Raw genomic sequence first — 7,121 nt, 5'->3', positions numbered from 1 at the left:
AAAGGGTTTTTGGTGCTGAGATTTATTCAAAAAAAAGAATTAGAGAATTTTTAAAAGAAAATAAGATAGATAAAACAACAAAGAGTCGCCTCGAAAGGTTATTAAAATCTCTCTAATTCGGTGCAAGTATTTCTCGACGCTAATATCTTTTTTGCCGGAGCTAGATTCCCAAAAGGCGGATTTGGCTTTGTTTTGGAATTAGCCAAGAAAGGAAAATTAGAAATTATCACTGTAAATCAGGCCTTGTTTGAAGCAGAAGAAAATGTTCGTAAAAAATTAGGTCTCCCCTATCTCAACCGTCATTACCAAAATTTATTAGAAATAAAACCAAAAATTCAATCGATAAAATTTATTACTCCTAAGGAAATTACAAAACTGAGCAAAATCGTGCCAACCAAAGATATTCCGATTTTGTTAGGAGTAATTTTGAGCAAATCTCAAGTTCTTTTGACTCTTGATAGAAAACATTTTTTAGATAATGAAAAATTGAAAAAAACAAAGCTTCCTTTTGAAATATTTAATCCAGGAGAGTTTTTAAGAAAATATTTCCAATGAAAAAATTCCTTGGCTGGAAAAAGAAATTAGATTGTAAAACTTATGAAAATGAAAAAAGAAAGATTTAAACTAATAGCATCGGTCTATCTAGTTTTAATAAAAGATAATAAAGTCCTTCTCTCGCGGAGATACAATACGGGATATTTCGATGGTAATTATAGTTTTCCCGCGGGGCACATTGATGGGAATGAAAACTTAAAACAGGGTTTGGTTAGAGAAATAAAGGAAGAAATAGGTATCAATCTGGATCCACAATATTTAGAGTTAATTCATGTAATGAATAGAAAGATACCAGATGATGAGCGGTTAGATTTCTTTTTTACTACTAAGAAATGGCAGGGGGGGCCCAAAATTATGGAGCCAGAAAAGTGCGATGATTTGAGGTGGTTTGACCTTGATAATCTACCAAAGAATATAGTCCCCTACATTAGGCAGGCAATTAATTCTATTTTGAACAATATAATTTACAGCGAGCGCGAAGGATATGAAAAAGAAATATAAATTAATTTTGGTGTCGGGGTCGCTAAAGAGGATTGAAAAAATCGAAAAAGAGGCGCAGAAATATTTTAAGGGTGCTAAAGGTAGTCACGATTGGGATCATGTCGAAAGAGTTTATAATTTAGCACTAAAAATTGGTAAAAAAGAAAAAGCTGATTTAGAAATTCTTAAATTATCGGCAATTTTGCATGATATTGGAAGAAAGCATCAAGATGAAGTTAATGGAAGAATTGATCACGGCGAGACAGGGGCAAAATTGGCTAAGAAGATTTTAGAAAAATACAATTTTGAAAGAAAGAAAGTTGAAAAAATAATTCACTGTGTTGAAACTAATCGATTTAGAGGAAACAAAAAGCCAGAATCTAAAGAAGCGAAAATTTTATTTGATGCTGATAAATTAGACGCTATTGGAGCAATTGGTATAGGGAGAGCATTTCTATTTGCTGGAGAAGTTGGGGCAAAATTACATGATAAAGATGTTGATATAAGTAAAACCAAGGAATATACAAAAGATGATTCTGCCTATCGGGAATATTTGGTTAAACTAAGAAAAATTAAAGATAGAATGTTTACCAAAGAGGGAAAGAGAATAGCCAGAGAAAGACATAAATTTATGGTAAATTTCTTTGAGCATTTAAATAAAGAGGTTGATGGAAAGCTTTGATATGTTAATCAAAAGAGAAAAGGCAAAATTTAAAAGAAATTCAAAAAGCTATACGGTGAAATTATAAACCCCTGGCTGAAAAAAGAAATTAGATTGTAAAATAAAACTAACGTAAAATAAATGTTCTAGCAATGATATTACGTTAGCAATGATATTACGTTGTTTTTGAGAATATGAAAATTGCGATTATTTCGGATACTCACGACAATGTAGCCAATTTAAAAAAGGCGGTTGATTTGATTAAAAAAGAGAAAATCAATCTTATTATTCATTGCGGCGATATTTTTCATCCGCAAACCCTAAAAGAAGGGCTGAATAATTTTCAAGGTAAAATTTATATTATTTTCAGCAGAGCTGATGCCGATTTTTCAGAAATTCCTGAGAATTCTTTTAAGGAACTGCCCAAAAGCAAAATTTGGGAAGAATTCGGAGAAATAAAAATAGATGGCAAGAAAATTGCTTTTTGTCATTTTCCGGAAATTGCCAGAGATTTAGCTAATAGCCAAAAATACGATTTGGTATTTTATGGCCACACTCATAAACCCTGGGAGGAAAAAATCGGCAAAACAGAGTTGGTTAATCCCGGGAATTTAGCCGGCTTGTTTTATCGGGCAACTTTTGCTATTTATGATACCAAAATTAACAAATTAGAATTAAAAATTTTAAATTAATGCACCCTTTAATTTTACTCGCGAAAGAAGCGGTGGAAAATTATATTAAAGATGGGAAAATTATTGAACCACCAAAAGATTTATTGAAAGAGTTTTTCGAGAAGAAATCGGGAACTTTTGTGACGATTGAGAAAGGTGGGAAGATTAGGGGTTGCATTGGGACTTATTTACCGACGAAAAAGAATATTGCTGAAGAGATAATTTACAATGCCATTGCCGCAGCCACTGAAGATTATCGCTTTGGGCCGATTCAAAAAGAGGAACTTCCCGAACTTTCCTATACGGTTTATATTTTAAGTCAGCCGGAATTAATAAAAGATATTAATGAGTTAAATCCCAAAAAATTTGGTATAATTGTAAAGACGGCACCGATAACTTTTCCTCATGACAGAGATGCCGTTTTTAATGGTCATCTTGTGGCAAAGACCGGGCTTTTACTACCAGATTTAGAAAGAATTGATACTGTTGAAAAACAAATCTCCATTGCCTGTCAAAAGGCAGGAATTGACTCGCGAACAGAAAAAATCATTATTTATAAATTTGCTGTTGAAAAATTTAAGCAGTAGCGAACTTCATTCGTATGATAAATCAAAAAATCACTAAAATACTATATGAGATAAGCGAGATGCTGGAGATAAGCAGCGTGGCTTTCAAACCAAGGGCCTATCAAAGGGCGGCTCATTCATTGGAAAATTTGAAAGAGGACATTTTATTAATTTACAAGAGAGGGGGTCTTAAAGGATTGGAAAAAATTCCCGGGGTGGGCAAAAGCATTGCCAAAAAAATTGAAGAATATTTAAAAAAGGGAAAAATCAAATATTACCAAGAATTAAAAGAAAAAACGATTATTCGCTCCTTAGTCACCCATTATTTCAAAACCAAGAACGTTTCTCTGGAAGAACTTAAAAAAAGCGCCAAAAAAAGAGAAATAATATATTCAAGGTTTACCAAACCGGCCAAACAATTATTAGAATTAGCCGGCTCTGTTGAAAAAGCAAAAATGGCCATTGATAAAGTGGCTGAATGGGCAAATTCAAGGAATTTGGATTATGCCATTGAAACGGTTTTTAAAAAATGGCTGGAATTAGACCGTCTTAAGCCAAAAGAAATTATTAAAAAACCCTATTTTCAGGGAAATCCGATGGTCTGGTCGGAAACAAAGAAAAAATGGTATGTAATTTCGCCCGAAGGCGATTGGTTAGAATTTGCCGGCAGAGAATCAGAAATTGAGTGGCAAATAGTTAAATAATATGAAAATCGTTTTTATCGGAACACCCGAGTTCGGGGCCATTATTTTGGAAGGTCTTATTAAGGGCGGCTATAAGCCGATTTTAGTTGTAACAACGACAGATAAGCCGGTGGGCAGGAAACAAATCCTTACCCCTTCAGTCGTTAAAGTTGTGGCTAAAAAGCATAACATTCAAGTTGAACAATCAGAAACAATTAAAAATTTAAAATTAAAAATTAAAAATTTAAAACCAGATTTGGGAATTGTCGCAGCTTATGGCGAAATCATACCAAAAAATATATTAGACATTCCCAAGTTTGGTTTTTTGAACGTTCATCCTTCCCTGCTTCCGAAATATCGCGGTCCTTCGCCAATTCAATTTACAATTTTAAACGACGAAAAAAAATCCGGGGTGACGATAATTTTAATGGATGAAAAAATGGACCACGGCAAGATAATATCAAATATCAAATACCAAATACCAAACAACAAAATTACCTACGAGAATTTATTAAAAGAATTGGCAGAAAAAGGAGCTAAGCTCCTTATTGAAACGATTCCGAAATGGATTAAAGGTGAAATTAAACCAAAACCGCAAGATGAGATAAAGACGACTTATACAAAAATTTTAAAAAAAGAGGATGGAAAAATTGATTGGCGAAAATCAGCCGAAGAAATTGAAAGACAAATTAGGGCTTTTAATCTTTGGCCGGGAAGTTATGCCTTTTGGCAAAAAGCCGGAAAAATTTTTCGGTTAAAAATTTTTAAAGCCGATGTTTTAGCCCGAAAGAAGAATCAATCCGAAAATCAGCCGGGAAAAACATTTTTAACAGCCGACAATAAAATTGCCGTTCAAACCGGAAAGGATTATTTGATAATTGAAGAATTACAAATGGAAGGAAAAAGAAAAATGACTCCGAAAGAATTTTTAATAGGCCATCCTGATTTTATTGGAGTAATCCTCGGCTAGTCGAGCGTCACAGCGAAGGGGCGGAGATGAAGATTTATCTTCATCGACTAGTCGAAGAAAATAGATTTTCTTCACCTAAATTCTATTATGTTAACTCATACTGACCTAAAGAAAGGGGTAAAATTTATTTTGAATCAAGAACCCTATGAGGTTTTAGAGAGTTCTTTTATGTTTAAAGGAAGGGGGAGTTCGGTGGTTCAGACAAAAATAAAAAATTTAATCACTGGAAAGACAATTAATAAAACTTTTCATCCGGGTGAAGAATTTAAGGAAGCCGAGATTTTGAAAACAAAAGCCAGGTTTTTATATTCTCACCGAGAAAATTTTTATTTTTCTAAAAAAGAGGACCCCTGTCGATTTAATTTAAATCAACAACAACTCGGTTCTAACGTCCAATTCCTCAAGCCGAATGAAACAGTTGAGGTTTTGGAATTTCAAAACAAAATCATTAATATTGTTTTGCCGATAAAAATTAATCTCAAAGTAATAGAGTCACCTCCTGGAATTAAAGGAGATAGAGCTCAAGCCGGTACGAAAACCGCAATTTTAGAAACCGGAGCAAAAATAAATGTCCCTCTTTTCATCAAAGAGGGAGATATTATTGAAGTCAATGCCGAAAAAGGCGAATATGTTAGAAGGGTAGAAAAGTAAACAACCAAGGGGGCAAACTTCATCGACTACCCGAGTGTCACAGCGAAGGGGCGGAGATGAAGGCAAACCCCGAAGGGGGCAAACTTCATTGACCTTTTTTCTTTTTTTGGACTTCCAGTTCCCTGATTCTTTTTTCATCAAAACCAAAATGGTGAGCAATTTCGTGCCAGACGGTATTTTTGACAATTTCTTTTATTTCCTCTTCAGATCGAGCTATTTCTTCAATTGGATTTTTAAAAATAGTAATTTTATCCGGTAAAACTTGACCGTAGTGCCACCTTTTAGTTTGAGGTATTCCTTCGTATAAGCCAAAAATTGTTGAGTTTTTGCTCAATTTTAATTTTCTTATTTGTTCCGGTGTCGGTTCATCTTCAATAACAATCTCAATATTATTTAATTTTTCCAAAAACCTTTTCGGAATTGCTTTAATTCCCTCATTGACCAATTCTTCAAATTCAATCTTTTCAATTGTCATATAAATCATAATACCAAAAACCCGCCCTCTTGCCCACCTAAATTTCAAAGAAACTTTGGCGGGCTTGGCGATTAAAAATTATGATTTTTGTTCTGTTTTTTCCAAAATTAAATCATTAAGTATTTTTTTGACAAGCTTGATGCTGTCCCAATCAAATATAGAAATCGGAGTTGTATTTTTATTTAATTCTTCAAGATTTTCTACAACCTCACGGGCAATATCGGGTGAAACCACGTCTTTTTTGCTTACCAATACATATTCTGGTTTTTCCAGAAGCAATTTATTATATGCCCCTAATTCGCTGCGCACCGTTTTATAATCCGCCACCGGATTAGCAGAATCTGCGGCAACAAAATGAAACAAGGTCTTTGTTCGCTCTATATGCCGTAAAAATTTAATGCCGAGACCTTTACCCATAGACGCGCCCTCAATAAGCCCGGGAATATCAGCGAGTATTAAATCGTAATACACGCCCAAATTCGGCTCTAAAGTCGTGAACGGATAATTTGCCACTTTGCTTTTGGCATTAGTCAACTCGTTAAGCAAACTTGATTTTCCGACATTGGGCGTTCCTACAAACCCTACGTCGGCAATCAGCTTTAATTCAAAATGGATTTCCAGCGATTCTCCCGGCCTCCCGTATTCAAATTCTTTCGGCGTTGTATTGGTTGCTGAACGAAAATGAAAATTTCCCCTTCCTCCGCGTCCGCCGCGGACAATTACTGCCCGCTGGCCGATTTTAGTTATCTCAACATCTTCACCCGTGTTTAAATTATGCGCTACTGTTCCGACGGGAACAAATAAAATCAAATCGTCAGCGTTATTGCCGTCGCGAAATTGCGAACGGCCGTCCTGTCCGTCTTTAGCTTTAATTTCTTTTTTAAAACGGAATTGATTTAGCGCGCTTAAATCAGAAACTCCTTCAATATAAATACTGCCGCCCTTACCGCCGCCACCGCCAACCGGACCCAAAGCCATCATGTTTTTATTAAACGCCACTGTTCCTTTTCCGCCGCTTCCGGCTGTTACTTTTATTTTTACATCATCAATAAGCATAAAGGTTTTGTACAACTTGACCGGCATCCTCGGTCTGGAAAAAAATTTTAAGAGGGTTTTAGAAAAACATTTTTCATATTAAATTCTAAATCCCCTGCCAATAATATAAAATTCTTTGCTTTTCTTGATTACTGCTTTTGGCTTGAATCTTTTTGCAAAATCAAAACAATTTTTCACTTTTTTGAAAAATTCATCACTTGATTCGCTTTCAAAAACCTTACAGATAAAATTTCCGCCCGGCAGCAAAACTGATTTTGCGATTTCAAAAGATTTTTCTGCCAACTCTAAAGACTTTCCGGAATCTAAAAATTTTACGCCCGAGGTTTTTGGCGACAAGTCGGAAACAATCGCCT

At 34.8% G+C, this 7,121-nt stretch carries 11 protein-coding genes; 8 read left to right on the top strand and 3 right to left on the bottom strand.

All coding sequences use genetic code 11. From position 1 onward, the window contains the following. Positions 1–120 precede the first annotated feature (120 nt). The 8 genes from KY055_02410 (at position 121) to efp (ending at position 5,237) form a co-directional block, all read left to right on the top strand. Positions 121–555: a hypothetical protein gene (locus KY055_02410; protein MBZ1345457.1), complete on the top strand. Its 435-nt coding sequence runs from the start codon at positions 121–123 to the stop codon at positions 553–555. 48 nt (positions 556–603) lie between these two features. Further along, on the top strand, positions 604–1,056 hold the full coding sequence (locus tag KY055_02405) for an NUDIX domain-containing protein (GenBank protein ID MBZ1345456.1): 453 nt from the start codon (positions 604–606) through the stop codon (positions 1,054–1,056). Next, positions 1,040–1,717, top strand: coding sequence for an HD domain-containing protein (locus tag KY055_02400; protein MBZ1345455.1), 678 nt, complete (start codon positions 1,040–1,042; stop codon positions 1,715–1,717). Before KY055_02405 ends, KY055_02400 begins: the two co-directional genes overlap by 17 nt. Positions 1,718–1,890: 173 nt before the next feature. Beyond that, entirely contained in the window at positions 1,891–2,388 is a 498-nt protein-coding gene (locus KY055_02395; GenBank protein MBZ1345454.1) for a YfcE family phosphodiesterase, read from the top strand. Further along, the gene (gene amrA, locus KY055_02390; protein ID MBZ1345453.1) at positions 2,388–2,954 is read left to right on the top strand and encodes an AmmeMemoRadiSam system protein A; all 567 of its coding nucleotides are present in this window, start codon (positions 2,388–2,390) and stop codon (positions 2,952–2,954) included. The genes KY055_02395 and amrA overlap by 1 nt, the downstream gene beginning before the upstream one ends. Positions 2,955–2,968: 14 nt before the next feature. Continuing rightward, complete coding sequence (locus KY055_02385; GenBank protein MBZ1345452.1) at positions 2,969–3,637, top strand: hypothetical protein; 669 nt, start codon at positions 2,969–2,971, stop codon at positions 3,635–3,637. Position 3,638: 1 nt separating this feature from the next. Then, a complete protein-coding gene (gene fmt / locus KY055_02380; protein ID MBZ1345451.1) occupies positions 3,639–4,586 on the top strand; it encodes a methionyl-tRNA formyltransferase in 948 nt (315 codons plus the stop codon). 87 nt (positions 4,587–4,673) lie between these two features. Further along, a complete protein-coding gene (gene efp, locus KY055_02375; GenBank protein MBZ1345450.1) occupies positions 4,674–5,237 on the top strand; it encodes an elongation factor P in 564 nt (187 codons plus the stop codon). Between the two features lie 85 nt (positions 5,238–5,322). Here efp and KY055_02370 read toward each other — a convergent pair whose 3' ends face one another. The 3 genes from KY055_02370 to KY055_02360 all read right to left on the bottom strand — a co-directional run. After that, on the bottom strand, positions 5,323–5,712 hold the full coding sequence (locus KY055_02370; GenBank protein MBZ1345449.1) for a metallopeptidase family protein: 390 nt from the start codon (positions 5,710–5,712) through the stop codon (positions 5,323–5,325). A gap of 78 nt (positions 5,713–5,790) precedes the next feature. Continuing rightward, entirely contained in the window at positions 5,791–6,795 is a 1,005-nt protein-coding gene (gene obgE, locus KY055_02365) for a GTPase ObgE (protein MBZ1345448.1), read from the bottom strand. Between the two features lie 51 nt (positions 6,796–6,846). Next, on the bottom strand, positions 6,847–7,121 hold a 275-nt coding region (locus KY055_02360), incomplete at its 5' end, for an SAM-dependent methyltransferase (protein ID MBZ1345447.1).

The sequence above is a fragment of the Candidatus Nealsonbacteria bacterium genome (assembly GCA_019923625.1).
Classification (GTDB): Bacteria; Patescibacteriota; Minisyncoccia; order Minisyncoccales; family RBG-13-42-11; genus JAHXGN01.
Note: the sequence above shows the minus strand (reverse complement) of the source record. Positions and strands in the feature narration are given on the sequence as shown.